Below are 17,079 nucleotides of genomic sequence, written 5' to 3' on the forward strand. Positions count from 1 at the left end.
TAGAAACGACACAAAAGTGCCACGGTTGGTATTGGTATATAGTAAAGACCAAATTCAAGATCTAATCAGTGATATAAGCCCGCTCACTAAACAGGTGGTTCAGCGTCTGGAGTCCCGGGAATTGTCACCGGTTCTGCATTCTCCGAAAGATAGTACTGCATGAGGAGAAGACACGAGTGATTTACAAACTGGTTCTTTCCTTTGAGGATACGGTAACTATCGGGTGGGAGCTAACACTCCTGAATCGGTTCAAAACCGAAGCCGGTCGTTCCATCTTCGTGAAGTGTGTACTCGATACCGATACAGGGTTCGGAGAGATCGTGTTGGGAAAACTCCGACGGGTGAAGATGCGCGGCATCGATGTATACCGAATACCGTCCCGGAGTTTCCACAGGGTCGTCTATTCGGACTGTTTCCTGATCGGGAGTAGTTCCGAGTTGGTAAACATCGGCGAAGACTTCCTCGTCGTTTCTCTCGATGGTTACATCGAGGGAAGTGGATTCATCACGCTCGTTTTTGAGGCGGAGCCAGGGGATCGTCTTTTTTGGCGGCCCCATGAGACCGAGACACCCACTCGAAAGGGTGCCGACGCAGACCCCGAGCAGGGTTCGCCGATGCATGTGATTCAGGGGATCCTCTCGAAACAAAAAGAGTTGGGTGGCTAAAATCGCGATTTACTTATGTTATTTAGTATCAAACTACATAGGTTCTTAAATATGTTAAAATGAATGTCTAGCCGCTGTCCCAAAGGTAGCTTGACCTACTGGAATGACATTGATACTCTCCGAATACCGGATCGCGTTCAGAGCTCGAATAGCATCCCTGCGGACGAGTTTGTACAGTGTGGGGGTAGCAGTTTAGAAAGGATGGACTGTGTGGTGAAAAGTGGGCGATAAGCAACATCACCAGAGCGGATGCTGTCAAAAAGCCGGATAGCAGATCCATGATGTGTGTCATCTTCGCCCGCTCGGGCGTAGAACGCCCCAGCACATCACTAGATGTGACTACTGGCCCTTTACATCCGCAAAGACACCGAGAACGTCATCGAGCGTGACGGTCTCAGTATATCGTTCGCTGTCTCCACGTTCGTCTTTGCTCATAAAGAAACGACACACCGACCAGTAAATTGTCCTTGTAGTGTACCCCATATGTAAGCACCACACGGCCTGTACAAGAAGCAGTAAACAACAGCACAACAAGCGTCTCTATTGGTCGCGTCTCTGAGTACCCCACTAACCCAACGGGTGGGACTGAAAGGGGCCGCCGTCTCGACGTTCCCGGACGACACAAGGACCACAGGAGCGAGCACCGGCGAGCGACGAGGACCGCAGCGAGTCCCGACAGTCGAGACGGCGGGGGCTTTCTCCCCCTTACGTAATCGGACTCTGTGGGGGATCAGTTCTCAAGAAACCGATTCAACCGATCGAATTCGGCCGGAGAGAGAATAACCTCGGTATCGAACGCATCAAACCGCTCGAAGTCGTGATCTATCGTCAGGACCGTATTCACCCCTTCGTCGATCGCTACTTGGGCATAGTAACCGTCCCACCCGCCAATATTTGCGTCACTGGCCGCAGATAACCCGTCAGAAACTATCTCTTCGGGCATCTCATCATACCAGTGGATTCGCTTTGCATCCATGAAATTCTGTAGTAGTCGGGACGCATCCGCGTTTGAGTGCCCGTAGTACGTCGTCAAAACGGTGTGTGCACCGAACAGCGCAGGATACGGGACTACCGCATCGATGTCACCAGTGATGGCGTCTCGGACGTACGAGAGCGCAGCATCACGGCCCGGGGCTGTTGTGTGTGCAAGTGCAATGACCCCGACATCGAAAAGGTACGGGCCACGGACGTCACTCATCGCCGTCGTTCTCCGTGCCGCGACGAATAGCCTCTCGGTGACTCCGGGCAATGGGATCGGCCCCTTCAGTAAGTGGAGTCGTCTCTCCACGCTCCGAAGCCGTTTCCTCGACGAGTTGTTCCATCCGTTCGAGGATTTCGTCCGGATCGTCTTCGGGTTCGACGACTGCTTTCCCGTCTTCTTCGTGAATGGCTACTTCCGTGCCGGGCGTAATCCCGAGACGCTCTCGTACCTCCTGTGGGAGGACGATTCGCCCTTTTGAATCCACTTTCGCCATGTTCCCACTTCAAGTGGGAACAAGATAACCGTTTGGGTAGCGTCCGAATTCCACGGATCGATGTGGAGAAGAATTCCACCCACGGGGTCGTCTAGGTTAACGACACGGCCCACTAATCGGGACGTTTATGCAATCTTCAGCGAAGGGAGGCGTACTCCGACGTCCGCCGTGACGTTTCCCTGACCAATGCCGAAGCCAAATCCACCTACTGACGACACGCCGGATCCGCTCCGGTCACCTGAGCGACCTCCCGCCGGTCCGGATTCGGACGAAGATACCGCCGATCAGCCTTCCCGTTTCGACGAATCAGTCGTTTCACAACCGACTAGAGATGACAGGACAGACACGAGCCATTCCGAATCCGAATCGCCCCAGTACATCCGAGTCACGCCGACCGAGACGCCGCTGTCGGTCGAAACGGCGAAGACACACTTCGAGCGACTCCACCGTCTCACGACGAGCGATGACGACGGTGGGCTGTTTTCCCGACTCTTTGGAGCCGACGATTCACTCACGCTCGAATGCTTACTCGTCACGACCGACGACGACGACCGCCCGACGCGGTACTACTTCGGGATCTCCGATCCGTCGGCACTCGACCCACTGCAGCGGATTCTCCGCGGGCTCTTTCCGAACACGTACGAACTGCGACGGGACGACCGCATCGCAACGGCACTGCCACACCTGCTCGGGCTTGCCACTCCCGCGACCAGCGAACCGGCCGACACCCCTGACGAGCAGCCAGTACCTCAGAGCCATCCCACGTCCGAGGAGCAACTACAACCCACAGAGCCGCCTATAGCGGCGGTCGAGTTCCGTGCACGACCGGAACGTCCCGCTGACTGGCAAACCCAGCTGACGCCCTTCGAGGCGTTTCTATCGGACGACACCGACCGGCCGCCGCTCGCAGGCGTCCTGGAGGCGATGGCGACACAGTCCGGGTCGATGGTGTATCAGACACTCCTCCGACCGAAGCGCGATTGGACGAGCGACGCCGAAGCCAGAATGCAAGCGCTCGAAGCGGCCGCAGACACCACCGGCGACCAACTGCGAAACGCCATTACCGGCCCGCCGGATCCGGCTGCTGAACGATCCATTCTCCCGGACAGCGACCGCGTCCGACTCGACGAGCTGGCGGCGAGAGAGACTCGCCACTGTTTCGTGGTCAACGCCCGCGTCGTCGCCCGCTCGTCGGCCGACTCGCCGGACGACTTACCAGACGACCGTCCAATGCCGGATCTCGGCGGCCTCGAGACGGCCTTTACGCCCGTTGGCCGCACCTGCTATCCGATCCGGGGGCGACTGCGGACCGGCGCGGACGCACTCACCGTCGCCCGGGCTATCCGCGACCGGACGGTTCAACCGCCATCACGCACGCTTCGCTCTCGATTGCCCGGCGTCCGCTCGGAGACGCCGGGAATCGTCGCCGATCCGCAGGAGGTGGGGAACTTCACGCTCGTCGACGGCAGTCGGTTGCCCACTGACGCCGCCCGGGCGCTTGCGTCGCCGCCGTCCGAACGGACGGCACTCCCCCGTCCGCCGGCGAGTGAACTCGAACGGTACCACACCGAGGGGCTGACGCTTGGTCGCCCGCTCACACAGGACGGGACGGGCGATCCGACCTCCATTGCCCTGCCGCCCGGACTCCAGTCGCTCCACCTCGCGTGGCTCGGCAAGACGGGGTCCGGAAAGAGCATCGCTCTGCTGAACGCGATCCTAGACAATCACGCCGCTTCCGACGGCGCGACGATCCTCATCGACCGGAAAGGCGACGGCATGCCCGAGACGTACATGCGGGCCCACAAGCGCCGCTATGGCTCGCTCGACGACGTGTACTATTTCGACTGTTCGAGGCTCCTGCCGGCGATCTCCTTTTTCGACATTCGGGAACAACTGGACGCAGGCATCAGCCGAACTACGGCGGTCGCAGACGTCGTCGACCACCACATCGAGGTGCTCAAAGCGCTCATGGGCACTGAACAGTTCGAGCGGGCGGTCCGCTCGCCGGACATCATCCGCTATCTCGTGAAGGCGCTGTTCGACCCGGTCCACGGGTCGGATGCGTACACGTACGACGACCTGCTTGCTGCCACGGACCGGATGCGGGCCACGCGGGATCCGCCAACGGTGAGCGACCCGAACCTGGATGCGATGCTGGCCGGTGTCACTACGGGCGACCAGCGGTCCTACGACGCGGTGATGAAAGGCGTCTCGAACCGCATCGAAAAGGTCCCCGTCGACGACCGACTGGCCCGCCTGTTCAATCACGTCCCTGCGGGCGACGATCCTCACTTCGACCTCCGGGCACTGCTGGACGAGGACGTGGTCATCGTCTTCGACACGGGTGGCCTCCGCACGGAGAGCCAGCGGGCGATCACCCTCGTCATGCTCTCACAGCTCTTTACCGCGCTCAAACGCCGCGCGGCGGAAGAAGACCGCCGATTCGACACCCACGGGCTCGGTGGCGATGACACGGACACGAGCGAGGGTGGAGACGCCACCGACGTGGACCGCCCGCTCGTCAACCTCGTGGTCGAGGAGGCCGCGGGCGTCGCCACGACGGGACTGATGGCCGACTTGCTCGCACAGTCCCGAAGCTTCGGGCTCTCGGTGACGCTTGCGATGCAGTTTCCCGGCCAACTCCGAGACCGGGACCCGAAGGCCTACGCCGAGCTGCTGAACAACGTCTCGACTATCGTCACGGGGAACGTCGCCGTCGACCGCGATCTGGCAGAACGTGTAGCCACCGCGGATATCGACGCCAAAGCGATGGGCACACGGTTGCGAGCGATCAGACGGGGCCAGTGGCTCGTCCGCTTGCCCGCAGCCTTCGGCGAGCCCGAGCCCCGGCCGTTTCTCGTCGAGTCCGCGCCGCTTCCTCCCGGGCACCCCGGAGGAGATGACTCACTTTCGTCGGCCGAGGAACGGGCGTTCCAGGCAGCACTCACCGTGGTCGAGAGCCGGACGAAACTGGCGTGTGGCATCGACGTTGCGGAGACGACACTGTCGACGGCCTCCAAGCACGCAACCGCCCCGTCCGGTGATCCGCCATCCGATACCTCGACGGCCCCCAGCGGGCAAAGTGCGGCCGAGAGCGAGCCGACAGCCGGTGGTCCGAGTAACTCACTGCTGCCGTATACGAAACGGTTCCCCAGTTGTATCGACTACGATCGGAACGCACACGCGATCTGCTGTGGAGCCTGTGACCGCCGGTACGATGCGACGCTCGATGGTCTCACCAGGGCAATCGAGTGCTGTCACTCGCTGGAAGATGTCGACCGCGAGGACATCCCCGTCCTCACGTCGAACCTGAAGCTCACGCCAGACGAACGTATCGAACGCGACCTCACTGGTCGCAAGCCGTATTTCCTGCAGGCGGTCTATGCTGCCCAACACGGCCACTACGACCCTGACGTGGAGTACGACCTCGTCACCGACAGCATGGTCCGGCTCCAGGAGTACGTCGGTATCGACGACGAGTCCATCCAGGAACTCATCGAGGGTGGATTGCTCTCACAGGACGGCAACTTCCCCCACCGGCTGTACACGGTTACGCCCGAAGGTCGGGATGCGATCGGTATCAGCCACCGCGAGGGGATCGCCTACGGCGACGGCAAGGGGGACCTGAGCGAGTCGAGCTTGCACGTCCTGATGGTCGAAGTCGGGAAGCGGTACATCGAGCAGGCGTTCGTCGACGACGAGGACACAGAGGTCGCCGAGGCCGTCTCGTACTACGAGGTCGGCGAGCATCGCCTGGACGCCGCGGGCATCGACGAGAACGGCAACGTGGTCGTCACGCTCGAAGCAGAACGCATGAACAACGACCGGGCCCGGGCGGTTCCCGACGATTACGATAAGATGGCCGGGCTGGCTCCCGAGGCGGCCATCTGGGTCGTGAAGAACCGCGACGCCGCCCACGACGTGCTCGAGGCGCTGAACGATCCACTCGACGGCCCGGCCCGCGTCGAGAAGACCTACTCCAGAAACAGCCCGCCACAGCGCTTTACCATCGACACGCCCGGACTGACCGAGATACACACGGTGCAGTACGTCCGGGACTCACTGTTGTCGTAGTGTTCAGATCCGGATTTTCTCTATTCTCCTGGGTTGGACCGGCTTTCTTTTGCAACTAGTCTCTGTTCTGGAGCGAGGTACAGAATGAACCGTGTCTCCCCGACAATTGACCCAGTTATCTTTCTACGAGGAGAAAATCCTGCCGTAAACGGCGCGGAGGACGTCACTGGGAGTCCAGGGATTGGTATGTCGGGCGTACGGTTTCGAGGAGTTCCTCGACGATTTCCCAGAGGATCAGCGAGGGTGTCTCGTGTTCGAACCTACGCTCCCAGCGGTCTGCTTCGTTGGCGGCCCTGTACTGAAAATGAGCTCGACCGAGGTTTGGGTGGTCCTCGTCTTGATGCCATCCAGCATGAAACCCCGTATTCGGGTCAGTATAGTCGACGCGAAACCAATCGTGCGGATTCTGTCGATACCACGTGACGGATAGCTCCGGCGGTTGGGGCCCCGTCGGTGGGGTCAGTCGTGCTGGTTCAAAACTTGCTTGGAGTCGCTTGGCCTCGATTTCGTCCGGGATGTATTCCACTGCAGCGATCTGTGGGATACGATCGAGGACGTCCTGCTTTAATTGGGAGTACAGGTTTGCGTTTGGGTCACTACCGGGATGGGGGACTGACATCCGTCAGTTACTGGCCTCGGCGAACTCCGTGGTTGGGGCCAGGAAGTCCCATTCGCGAATGGCGAATCCGACGATTCGGACGCGCCGCTGCAAATGCTCCCACTCGCGTGCGATCGCCCGGCGGTGATCTTCTTCGTCGCCATCGAGGCGCTGATCGGCGAGCGTCCCGCGAAGCTGATTCGGCGATTCGACGTCGAATTCGTCCTCCCAGTCGCGGATCTGTGCCTTCATTTCGGCGAGACGGTCCGTGAGTTCCTCGACGGAGTGCCCGCTATCCCGAAGACGCATTGCCTCCTGCATCGCCTGCCGGCGGTAATCAGGGTAGTAGGTGGTGTGAGTGGCACTCTCATCACGACGAAGGATACCGTCGGCTACAAGCCGCTCGAGGACACGCTTGGTCGGCTCGTGTGACCAATCGGCTTCCGTGGCGATCCAATTTGCCGTTTGTGGCTCCGAGAGCTGTCGGGCGACCATCCGCACCCGGTCTTCCCCGGTAGTTTCCTGATCCAAACCTCCCCACTCGGGATTTGCTTCGTCTGCAGTCATGTATCACGATTCGCAGCTTATCTTAATATAGGTTTGGCCGGTTAGCTATATATCGAACCTACTGCGCAACTCATATCGATACGATCACGCGGGTCGCTGGAACTCGGCGTTAGTAGTATCCACCGAACCGTGGACAGGCAGGGATGAATCGATACCACTTTACCCATACCGGTCACCTGCTGATTATCCGTTGGAAAAGTGTCCAGACTCGCGATTTGCTTCGACCGCTCTGTTGGGCTGCTTCGCGTTCGGCACAGCGGTCGTCTGCAGCCTGTCGTGCTCTCACGAGTCGTTCGTTCCGCCGTTCGAGGTCTTTGATACGGGCTGTTAATTCCGCTATCGTCTCTAGGTGTGTTGCGTTTCGTTCTCGGAGTTCGTGGAGTGTGGCCTCCCGACGGGTTTGTTGGTCACTGACGGTACCGTCGGGATCGTCCGACGACCCATCGGTATCTGTTCCCGGTGATTCACGGCGGACTGTCGAGTCGGGGGTCGACCGTGACTGGGAGTGAGACCGACGAGGATTAGCATCCGTTCTTGGGGTCGGCTCCGTATCCGTGCGGGAACCGGTGGGCTCGTAGAACTCGCTGGTGCCGGCGGTTGCACGTTCGGCCGTCTTCTCGCCGTACGTGGACCCGTCGCTGAAGTGGACTTCGTCCCATTTCTCGCGATGCAGACCGGAGCGTGCGAACAGTCGGTTCACGCGGTCGGTGTCGCCGCCGGTCCAGAACGCGAGCATGGAACAGAGCGCCATGTCGGCCTCGGAGTGGCTGTCGTAGCCGCTGGTGTTCCCCTGCCACAGTCTGGCGAACTTTTCACCGTTGGCCGCAGCTCGTGCTCGGTCGAGCAAGGCCGTATCGGAGAGCGACGCTGCTGTCGGTGATTGTGTTCCTGTGGTCGTTTCCGTTTCTGTCCCCGATCCCGTGTCGGCGTTGGTTCGCGGGTTCGATTCTCTAGTGTCTGTCCCGGGAGCCGTCGATTCGACGGTATCGGATCGGTCGGGCGCGAGGTACTCTGCGTACACGGTTTCCAGTTCCGTCGTCCGCAGTTCGACCGTCTCCGGAGTGCCGGCGACGTGGTCGCCAGTGACGGTGAAATACCGGGCGTCCTCGTACAGTTCGATATCGCCGCTTCGATTGCGCTCTCCCGGAAGCCGGCCGCGAACGAGCACGTGATACCCGGTTCCGGATGGGCTCACTTCGGTGTAGGAGGCAAGCGTCGAAATCACGGACTTGGCCCACGTGTCGGGGTGTCCGGTCTCGGGGTCACGACAGCTATCGAGGTCGACGCCGACGAACGGATCCTCGGCGGTGAACACGAATCCCAGGCCGTCTGCCGTCTCGTTGCGGACTGCAGTCGCCGGTTCCAGTGTCGCCTGTGCATCCTGGTAGCGTCCCCAGGTGTCCGGGTCTGTGGCAGAGGCGTACTGGCCCGTCGCGGCGTCGATGGGGACCTTGGTCGATTTCCCGTCACGCGTCTGCTCACGCCAGCAGAGCCACTGATCTCTCGTACGCAACACCTCGGGAACGGTCGCCGTCGATGGGGGTGTTTGGGAGGCTGTCATCGTTGGGGTCTCATTCGCCACTCAGGTGCGTGCGATCCGTTCTCAGTGAGTCCACACACCTGATTGGTGTATGCACGTTCGTGGGGGTGTACATCGGGTCGATACGGTCCGATTCACGTGGTGGTTCTTGGGTGTTTCTACACGCCACTACTGGGCGAGAGAGGGGTTGTACGGGCCGGGTAGGTGTTCTCGCTCTCGCTCCGGTGGTGTACATCTCCCGTATGCTCCGGAGAGAAGCCGTTTCGTGGACGATTGTATGATGTGTGGACGGTCATGGGGACCCGGCCACTCCGAGGGAATGATACGGTGTGGGTTTCCCCGCAGTCCGAGGCCCGGAGACGGCCGTTTTCAGTGGGGCTTCTCCGGTAGTACTGCGATCGGACAGGAATTAATTCGGATCGGAAACCGAGTGACGGTATCCGGTTGTACGAATTTGGGATGCCCGTATTGACAGGTATATCTCTCAGTTGTGTCAGTTTGTGCGAGCCCCGGCAGTTTCCCATTCGGCCGCTATGGCTGTTCTCGGGGGTTTTTTGGGTCGCGTATGGTGTTCGGGGGTCTGTCGGTGCCGAATTCGTTCAAGCGATGTTTTCGGGGGTTTCAGTGCGATTGTACGGGTATGTGCGGATTGCATGCGGAGACGAGCGAGGTGTGTGCTTGGTGGGCCGTCGTAGCGTTCTGTCGTCATTGCTCTAAGAGACTGCGAGAGGCCGCATATTGTCCGATATGCCCGGATACTCGTTGCATGCTCTGCTGGAACACGGATGTTGATCTGCATCGCCGAACATAGCCGAGTACACGGGGTGAGACCACTACCAATTGCGGATACGCCGACTTCGTGTACGGCCCGTCACGGCGATTGCCTACTCTCTACTATCCTTCGAACACTCCGTTACTGATCCATCCGTCGAGGCTGTTGCGGTGCTAACGTACTCTCCGCCTGGAACCACAAGGTGATGAACCGAGGAGATGTAGTAACACCTCAACGGTGGCGACCAGTTCAATTTTCTCGACCACCGAACGCCGCAGGAGGAGTCGTCGGTGCTCACCGGGACCGGCCGTCGGGGTCGGTCGTCGGCTACGCGTCGTCGGAGGCTCCGACGCGGTCCTGTCGGTCGAGGTAGTCCGCGACCCCGGCCCGGAGCGCCTCCTCGGGCCCGAGGACGCAGTCGCGTCGGAGGTCCGGGAACTGCCCGGCAAGGAGCTCCGGGATCACCGGTTCGCCGGCGGCGATCTCCTCGACGGACCGTCCGCGGAAGTGCGAGCGCAGGATGTCCGAGACGGCCCGGCTGACCGCACAGCTTTCGGCGTCGACGGCGATCCCCTCGACGACTCCCTCCGGGGAGACCGATACGGCGAACGACGCCTCGTCGCCGCAGGTCAGTTCCCGGCGCGAGATCCGGATCGTCGGGTCGTCAACCGTCGCGTCGCCGCTCCCCTCGGCGTGGTGTTCGGCGATCTTCCCGTGGTAGCGGTCCGAAGCGAGGTGGGCCGGCAGTTCCTCCTGCGCTCCGTCGACCGCGGCGACCAGCGCGTCGACCTCGGCTTTCGTGTTGTAGACGTAAAACGAGGCCCGGACGGAACCGGGCACGTCCATCGCGTCGTGGAGCGGCTGCGTACAGTGGTCGCCCGCGCGGACGGCGATCCCCCGGGCGTTCAGCAACGACGAGAGGTCGTGACCGTGGACCCCGTCGACGTTGAACGAGACGAGCCCCGTTCGTTCCCGCCCCGCCGGCGGACCGTACGTTTCCACGTGGTCCCTAGTCGCCAGGCGCTCCAGGGCGTACTGGGCCAGTTCGTTTTCGTGCTCACGAACGGCGTCCATGCCGATGTCTTCTAGGTAGTCGACCGCCGCAGCGAGCGCGATCCCCTCGGCTATCGGCGGCGTCCCGGCCTCGAACTTCCAGGGTAGCCCGTTCCAGGTAGCCTCGTCGAGTGAGACACGGTCGATCATCCCACCGCCGTACAGGAACGGCTCCATCTCCTCAAGGAGGTGGCGCTTCCCGTAGAGCCCGCCGATCCCGGTAGGACCTGCCATCTTGTGCCCGGAGAAGGCGAAGAAATCGAGGTCCAGTGCCTCGACGTCGACGGGTCGTGTCGGGGCCGACTGCGCGCCGTCGACGAGGATACGAGCGTCGTGCTCGTGGGCGAGGTCCGCGAGTTCGCCGACGGGGTTGACCGTCCCGAGCACGTTCGAGACGTGGGTGACCGCGACGACGGCGGTGTCGTCACCGACTAACTCTGCGGCGTGATCCATGTCGAGCCGTCCGTCGTCATCTACCCGGACGAACCGGATGTCGGCTCCCGTCCGTTCGGCGACCTGTTGCCAAGTGACGAGCGTGGCGTGGTGTTCCATCTCGGTCGTCACGATCGCGTCGCCCGGACCGAGTTCGGTTAGGCCGAGCCCATGCGCAACGAGGTTCACGCTCTCGGTGGCATTTTTCGTAAACACCAGCTCCTCGCGGCCGCCGTTCGCTCCGAGGAAATCGGCGACTCGGTCGTGGGCCTCCTCGTAGGCGACCGAAGCTTCGTGGCTGAGGGCGTGGATGCCGCGATGGACGTTGGCGTTGTAGCCGCCGTAGAACTCCTCGAAGACGTCGTACACCTGCTCGGGGGTCTGGGTGGTCGCGGCGTTGTCGAGGTAGACGAGCGGCGATCCCTCGACCGTCCGGTCCAGCGCCGGGAAGTCCTCCTTGAGCGCCAGCGGGTCGCAGGTCATCGTCAGATCCGCCGCCGGATTCCGACCATCATGATGGCTAGTACGGGGACGGTCTGAGCAAGCTCCCAGCGGGCCGCCTTCCCGAATCGTTCGTTCCCGGCGACGACCGGACCCCCTCGCTCCTCGCGGCGGGTTCCCGGACGGTCGATCGTGGCCACGGTTACACCTCCAGTTCGGTCGCGTCGCTCACTTCGAACCGCATGACTTCGGGCTCGCCGGCCAGCAGGTCGGGCAGCCGGTCCTCGAACGCCTGGAAGTGGTCAGTCCCGATGTGGGACTCGAAGGCGTCCCCGTCCTCGTACCGCTCGACGAAGCGGATCGTGTTCTCGTCGACCACGTCCGTGGTCGCCCGGTAGTCGATCGTTCCCGGTTCCTCGTTGGACTCCGCGACGAGCGTCTCCACGAGATCCATCGCTTCGTCCCAGTGATCCGGATCGATCGGGAAGGCCGCGTGAACGACTATCATTCCGGACGACCTGTTTCTGCAGGCATGAAAAATAACCAACGGTTCGGTCACTTCAAGCGGGGGCCGTTTTTCCTGTTTCAGATCGCGCTGTCGGCCGTTGCCCTAGTTGTCTGGGTCCGTGACGGCACGCCCGGACTTGCGACGCTCAGAGCGGTGCTGACGGACGTACCGGCGATGATCACGAAGTAAGCCGAATTTTCATCGTCCGCGAGCGGACCACGCTCCCGCCACAATAGTTATTTATTTGAACGGTGTTAGCCGGGCGTAGGTCCCCAATGGTCGATCTTTCCGCCGTTTTCTCGCTCGTGTTCGGGGACGATTCCCGAACCATCCGGGAGTGTCGTCGGTGTGGGACCACATTGCGTACCGAGGAGGATGATACCACGTGTCCGAACTGTGGCTGCGAAGATATCGCTGAATACATGCTATAAATATATTCTTCTGGACGAATTTCGAATAATCTCCTCGTATCCAGAACGTTTTTACTCTCGCAACTAATGTCAATACACTATGGGTTCGGAGCGCGTGCGGTACGTCCCCAAAGTGTGTGCATACGTTACTCGCGGCGGCGGGAGCGAACTCCTCGTGTTCGAAGGCCCCGACCACGCGGGACTGCAGGTTCCGAAGGGAACGGTCGAGCCCGGCGAGACACTGCAAGAGGCGCTCCTCCGGGAGGTCAAGGAGGAAAGCGGGCTGGACCTCCCGACCTCGGTCGACTGTGTCGCCCGGGACATCTGGGCCCGTCGGCAGTCGAAGTACTACGTTCGGCACTTCTACCACGCGACCGTCAAAGACACCCTTGACACCTGGACGCACGTCGTCACCGGCGACGGCGACGAGGCGGGCAAGCGGTTCGAATACAGCTGGGTCGACCTGCCGGCAGACCGCGGGTTCGCGCTGGATCTCGACGACTACGTCGGGATGCTGCCCTCGCCCGTGAAGGCGGTTCAGTGACGCCTGCGGTTACCGGCCCGGAACCGACGCCGCCGAAAATTGAACGACCAGCAGGCTGATCTCTCATCACCTCGTTGGCAGCCCCCGGATAAGAGCCGTCCCCCGAGGTGTGGTGTCCGGCTACCCCGCGCGATGGTGGAGCCACGCCGCACAGCCGAGCGCGACGAGTCCGCTCACGGCGGCGATGCCGAACGCGACGCGATAGCCGAGCAGCGTGTACACCCGACTGCCCGCCACCGTCTCGCCCGTCCAGAAGACGTCGAGGGCCCAGCCCATGACGCCCGGCAAGACGGCCGCGCCGAGGAAGCTCAGCCCGTTTATCGTGCCCGTCGCGGTGCCCGACCGCGCCGCCGTATGGCGCTCCTTGATGACGGTGTAGGAGAGCGTGAACCCGCCGAGCAGGAACATCACGCCGAAGAAGACCAGCCCGACGTACCACAGCGGCGGCGTCCCGAGAACGACGATGCTCGCGTACGCGAGGAAGTACACCACGGCGGAGACGAGGATGATCCCGGTCCGCTCTTTCAGTCGGTCCGAGAGCCACCCGAGGATAGGCGACCCGAACACGAGGCCGGCGTTGCCGGCGAGCGTGTACAGCGACGCGGTCCGGACGGAGACGTCGTAGGCTTGCACGACGTAGGGCACGCCCCACAGCCCCATGACGGTGAAGTTCATCCCCGCGGCGAAAAACAGCATCGTACCCATGATCCAGGTGTCGCGCCTGTCGAACACCGCCCTGACGCCGTCGAGCACCTCCGAGAAGCTCTGTTCGGTGGATTCGGGCGTGCCCTCGACGGCCGCCAGCCCGGCGTCGGCCGGCGTGTCCCGGACGAGGACGAACACCGCCGCGGTGAGGGCGAACCCGGCCAGGCCGACGCCGAGCAGGCCGTCGCGCCAGCCGACGGCCGCGACGAGGACGGCGAGCGGCGTCGCCGCGAGGAGCCCGCCGACCGCCGACGCCGAGAGCGTCAGCCCCGTCACGGTCGCGAACTCGTCGGCCCGGAACCAGTTGGCACAGTACCGCAGCGTCGCGATGTAGATGACGCCGCCGCCGAGCCCGATGAGCACGCGGGCGAGAAAGCCGGCAAGGTAGGTGCCGCTGAACGAGAACCAGACGACGCCGAGGCCCATCACGGCCGAACCGAGCGTCGCGACCCGGCGCGTTCCCCACCGGTCGGTGAGGATGCCCGCGAACAACTGCATCGGGGCGTAGATGTAGAAAAACGCCGAGTGGAGCAAGCCGAGCTCCGCGCCCGTCGTGTCGAACACCCGGCTGAGGGTGTCCGCGAGGACGCCCGTCGAGACGCGGTGGAAGTTGACGAGGACGAACGCGCCGGCGAGGGCCGCCCAGCCGACCCACCGGCGCGTGGTCGGGTCGTCCCAGACGCGACGGAACATGCTAACGGGGACCATAGCCGTGCTGTCAGATATATCTACCGAGGGATTCGGGGGTCGTTACCGCCGGATGACGTGTTGGAGACTCGCGCCCACTAGCGTGCGACCGCCCAGAACCGAACGCTCTGGGGGACGTCCCACAGTATCTCGGGGAGTGAACTGTCGGCCGGGTCGTTCTCGACGACCTCGTGTCGCTGGTGTTCGATCAGCCGCCGGACCTCGAACCCGGCGTCGACGAGCGCGTTGTGAAGGTCGGCCACGGTTCGGTCGAACACCGTCAGCACCGAGTCGTAGTCGTCAATCGATATCTCCCGGGGGCCCGAATCCATGTAGCTCCCGTCTATACGCCCCGACTCCGCATCGAGGGCCTCGTAGAGGGGGTGGGGCACGCTCAGAACGAAGACCCCCTCGTCCCGGAGTACGCGCCGTGCCTCGCCGACTGCCTCGTCGAGGCGGTCGACCATCTGGAACGCCGCCTCGGACGACGCGACGTCGAACCCGTCGTCGGCGAGTGGGACGTTCGTCACGTCGCCCTGGACGAACCGCGCGTCGACGCCGTAGAAGTCCCGCAACCGCCTCGCGTGTCGCAGTTGTTCGCCCGAGAAATCGACGCCGACGACGGTGTCAGCCCCCAACCCCGCGGTTCCGACGCTTCCCTGTCCGCCGCCGCAGCCGAGTTCGACGTAATCCTTCCCCTCGACGGAGTCGAGGATCTCCGGCTGGTGGCCGCCCGGAGCGTCCGGCGCGAACGGCGACGGCGCGGGCGGGAGGTCCCCGTCTGCCGTGTCGGCGTTCCAGGTGGACTGGAACGCGTCGCTCCACTCGTCCCACAGCCGTCGGTTTTCGCGCCTGTGGTCCGGCATTGGCCCACGTTGCTCCGGGGTGGAGTATGAACGTTCCCCCAGTTCGAGACACTGTCACACGCCGGAGTGACGCTTCCGGCGTCGTGGAGGGGCCGGGAGTTCTGCCACGCTTCGGGTCTAGGAAGGGGGACCGAACCGGCGAAACGTTTCTAACACCCGATGGGATCGTTTGTAGTACTGCATGTCGTCAGATCGGCCGACTGATCCGGCGGGGATGTCACCGGACGACGCGTTCGCCGCGCTGGGCAACGAAACCCGGATCGAAACGCTTCGAGTGCTGGGCGACGCCGATCGTCCCCTCCCGTTCTCGGAGTTGAAAGACCGGGTCGGGATGCGGGACTCGGGCCAGTTCAATTACCACCTCGACGAACTCCGGGGACACTTCGTTCGGCAGGTCGAGAGCGAGTACGTCCTCAGCCAGACCGGCCAGCGGGTGGTCGAAGCCATTCTCTCCGGGACGGTCACTGACGCGCCCGTCGTCGAGCCGACGGAGATCGACCAGGAGTGCCACTTCTGCGGCGGGACCGTGGCCATCAGCTACCAGCAGGAACAGGTCGACATTCACTGCACGGAGTGTGACGGGCGACTAGGGGAGTCGCTCGAATCGAGTACGCTCGATCTGCCGGCGGATTTCGGCTGGCTCGGTGCACTTCCGCTCCCGCCCGCCGGCGTTCGGGATCGCGATCCCGAAGAGGTGCTCCTGGCCGCGACGACGCTCGGCCAAAGCGAGTACGTAGCAGCGAGCCAGGGCGTCTGTCCCCGGTGTTCGGCGACGGTGTCCCGCGAACTCCGGGCGTGTCCGGACCACCACGCGGACGACGGGATCTGTTCGACGTGTGGGCACCGCCGGGAGGTGCTGTTCTCGGCGCGGTGTCGCGTGTGTAACTTCGCGACGGGTGGCGGTCCCGTGATGGCGCTGTTTTCGGATGCCGATTTCCTCTCGCATCTCCTCGCACACGGCATCAACCCGGTCGCGCCGGACTCCACGATGGAACTCTACGGGGCGCTCCACAACTACGACGTCGAGATTGACGGGCCCGACGCGACCCGCGTCACGATCACGCACACGCTCGGTGATGACACGTTCACGAAGACGCTCGGCGACGAACTCCCGGTGACGACTAGTCGAGAAACAGCCTGATGTCCGCCGCTTCCGCCTCGATGTCGTCCGGGTCCTCCGCCCGAATCGCCGCCTCGTCCAGTTCGGTCACCCACTTGACGGCTGCGTCCTCGCCTTCGGCCATCTCACTCGCCGTCTCCGCATCGACGGGGCTTGCACGGAAGACGAACTGGTGTACGGTCGCCGAGTCGTCGCCGTCCGCTTGCTGGTACGTCACCCGTGTCGCCCGCTCGACCCCGACGATGGTCGGGGTCACGCCGGTCAGCGTCTCGACGGCCTCCCGCGCCCGGGCCGCGAAGTCCTCCCCCTCCGCGACTTCGACGTACGGGAGCGTCCAGCCGTGAACGCCGTCCCAGAGCAGCAACTCCCCGGATTCGCTCGTGACGCCGACTCCGACGAGACCGGCTTTTCCTCGCCAGTGGTCGAGGCCTGATGGGGGAAGCGAGTCGGTTTCCTCCTCGACGGCGACGTCGCTTCGCTCGGCGAGCGTTTCGGGGTCGGTCACCGACTCGATGACCTCCGACGAGTCGTGCGTGTGGTCGCTCATCGTGTCCGGGACCCTCGGGTCGCGGTGTGGTCGACTTCGAAGACGAACGTTCCGTTGCGCCGGACGACTTCGCCG

16 protein-coding genes are annotated in these 17,079 nt (G+C 62.8%); 5 read left to right on the forward strand and 11 right to left on the reverse strand.

The genetic code is table 11. The features are described from left to right. Positions 1–176 precede the first annotated feature (176 nt). Positions 177–665, forward strand: coding sequence for a hypothetical protein (locus EYW40_RS19540; protein ID WP_161973171.1), 489 nt, complete (start codon positions 177–179; stop codon positions 663–665). A 730-nt stretch (positions 666–1,395) separates the two neighbouring features. Here EYW40_RS19540 and EYW40_RS06865 read toward each other — a convergent pair. Both EYW40_RS06865 and EYW40_RS06870 read right to left on the reverse strand, forming a co-directional pair. Beyond that, a complete protein-coding gene (locus tag EYW40_RS06865; RefSeq protein ID WP_135820885.1) occupies positions 1,396–1,863 on the reverse strand; it encodes a type II toxin-antitoxin system VapC family toxin in 468 nt (155 codons plus the stop codon). After that, complete coding sequence (locus tag EYW40_RS06870) at positions 1,856–2,140, reverse strand: AbrB/MazE/SpoVT family DNA-binding domain-containing protein (protein WP_135820886.1); 285 nt, start codon at positions 2,138–2,140, stop codon at positions 1,856–1,858. Before EYW40_RS06870 ends, EYW40_RS06865 begins: the two co-directional genes overlap by 8 nt. Positions 2,141–2,326: 186 nt before the next feature. Here EYW40_RS06870 and EYW40_RS06875 point away from each other — a divergent pair, with 186 nt between their 5' ends. Next, complete coding sequence (locus EYW40_RS06875) at positions 2,327–6,214, forward strand: ATP-binding protein (RefSeq protein ID WP_202614468.1); 3,888 nt, start codon at positions 2,327–2,329, stop codon at positions 6,212–6,214. Positions 6,215–6,377: 163 nt separating this feature from the next. Here the strand turns inward: EYW40_RS06875 and EYW40_RS20440 are convergent, their stop codons facing one another. The 6 genes from EYW40_RS20440 to EYW40_RS06900 all read right to left on the reverse strand — a co-directional run bounded on the left by EYW40_RS20440 (position 6,378) and on the right by EYW40_RS06900 (position 12,125). Continuing rightward, on the reverse strand, positions 6,378–6,833 hold the full coding sequence (locus tag EYW40_RS20440; protein WP_135820887.1) for a hypothetical protein: 456 nt from the start codon (positions 6,831–6,833) through the stop codon (positions 6,378–6,380). Between the two features lie 3 nt (positions 6,834–6,836). Further along, positions 6,837–7,379, reverse strand: coding sequence for a DUF7342 family protein (locus EYW40_RS06885; RefSeq protein WP_135820888.1), 543 nt, complete (start codon positions 7,377–7,379; stop codon positions 6,837–6,839). Positions 7,380–7,551: 172 nt separating this feature from the next. Continuing rightward, entirely contained in the window at positions 7,552–8,940 is a 1,389-nt protein-coding gene (locus EYW40_RS06890; RefSeq protein ID WP_135820889.1) for a phage NrS-1 polymerase family protein, read from the reverse strand. A 1,078-nt stretch (positions 8,941–10,018) separates the two neighbouring features. After that, the gene (locus tag EYW40_RS06895; protein ID WP_135820890.1) at positions 10,019–11,659 is read right to left on the reverse strand and encodes a SufS family cysteine desulfurase; all 1,641 of its coding nucleotides are present in this window, start codon (positions 11,657–11,659) and stop codon (positions 10,019–10,021) included. A gap of 2 nt (positions 11,660–11,661) precedes the next feature. Continuing rightward, entirely contained in the window at positions 11,662–11,817 is a 156-nt protein-coding gene (locus tag EYW40_RS19545) for a hypothetical protein (protein WP_161973172.1), read from the reverse strand. 2 nt (positions 11,818–11,819) lie between these two features. Next, positions 11,820–12,125, reverse strand: a complete 306-nt coding sequence (locus EYW40_RS06900) for a putative quinol monooxygenase (RefSeq protein WP_135820891.1) — start codon at positions 12,123–12,125, stop codon at positions 11,820–11,822. A 24-nt stretch (positions 12,126–12,149) separates the two neighbouring features. On the opposite strand from EYW40_RS06900, the gene EYW40_RS19550 reads away from it, so the two are divergent. Next, positions 12,150–12,314: a hypothetical protein gene (locus EYW40_RS19550; protein ID WP_161973173.1), complete on the forward strand. Its 165-nt coding sequence runs from the start codon at positions 12,150–12,152 to the stop codon at positions 12,312–12,314. A 321-nt stretch (positions 12,315–12,635) separates the two neighbouring features. Further along, positions 12,636–13,079, forward strand: a complete 444-nt coding sequence (locus EYW40_RS06905; RefSeq protein WP_135820892.1) for an NUDIX hydrolase — start codon at positions 12,636–12,638, stop codon at positions 13,077–13,079. A gap of 120 nt (positions 13,080–13,199) precedes the next feature. On the opposite strand, the gene EYW40_RS06910 is transcribed toward EYW40_RS06905, so the two are convergent. Continuing rightward, positions 13,200–14,477 (reverse strand): MFS transporter, encoded by a 1,278-nt coding sequence (locus tag EYW40_RS06910; RefSeq protein WP_135820893.1) that lies wholly within the window; start codon positions 14,475–14,477, stop codon positions 13,200–13,202. Between the two features lie 92 nt (positions 14,478–14,569). Then, on the reverse strand, positions 14,570–15,337 hold the full coding sequence (locus EYW40_RS06915; RefSeq protein WP_135820894.1) for a class I SAM-dependent methyltransferase: 768 nt from the start codon (positions 15,335–15,337) through the stop codon (positions 14,570–14,572). A 181-nt stretch (positions 15,338–15,518) separates the two neighbouring features. Here EYW40_RS06915 and EYW40_RS06920 point away from each other — a divergent pair, with 181 nt between their 5' ends. Beyond that, positions 15,519–16,478 (forward strand): winged helix-turn-helix domain-containing protein, encoded by a 960-nt coding sequence (locus EYW40_RS06920; RefSeq protein WP_135820895.1) that lies wholly within the window; start codon positions 15,519–15,521, stop codon positions 16,476–16,478. Here EYW40_RS06920 and EYW40_RS06925 read toward each other — a convergent pair. Continuing rightward, entirely contained in the window at positions 16,459–17,004 is a 546-nt protein-coding gene (locus tag EYW40_RS06925) for an NUDIX domain-containing protein (protein WP_135820896.1), read from the reverse strand. The two genes, EYW40_RS06920 and EYW40_RS06925, sit on opposite strands and share 20 nt — an antisense overlap. Positions 17,005–17,079 lie beyond the last annotated feature (75 nt).

The organism is Halostella litorea, from assembly GCF_004785955.1.
In the GTDB taxonomy this organism is placed as follows: Archaea; Halobacteriota; Halobacteria; order Halobacteriales; family Natronoarchaeaceae; genus Halostella; species Halostella litorea.